This window comes from Acinetobacter sp. 1125_18A, from assembly GCF_052824985.1.
The window spans coordinates 1-232 of sequence record NZ_VTDG01000071.1 but is presented as its reverse complement, the minus strand read 5'-3'; the positions used below and the strand labels follow the sequence as shown (position 1 = coordinate 232).

The 232-nt window shown below is 35.8% G+C and carries 1 pseudogene; it reads left to right on the top strand.

Annotation, left to right across the window (positions count from 1 at the left end):
* Positions 1-20 precede the first annotated feature (20 nt).
* Positions 21-232 (top strand): annotated as a pseudogene (locus tag FY049_RS22300) (RND transporter); the annotation flags it as partial.

Below are 232 nucleotides of genomic sequence, written 5' to 3'. Positions count from 1 at the left end.
TTTCTAGGTGCCATTCGCGAATGTTAATAGCAAAAAAGCCCACTATATTGTTAAAAAGTTTGAGTGCTGTGAGTTTATTGGTTCTATTGCAGAACAATGGTTATACACAAGAAACAAGCTACTTAAAAAATATCAAAGAAGGTGTGACAGGGTTTATAAAACCCAAGGATGATCAGTCATTTAGAACCGTCCAACTCAAGGATTTGACCGATTTTAAATATCAACCCGATGC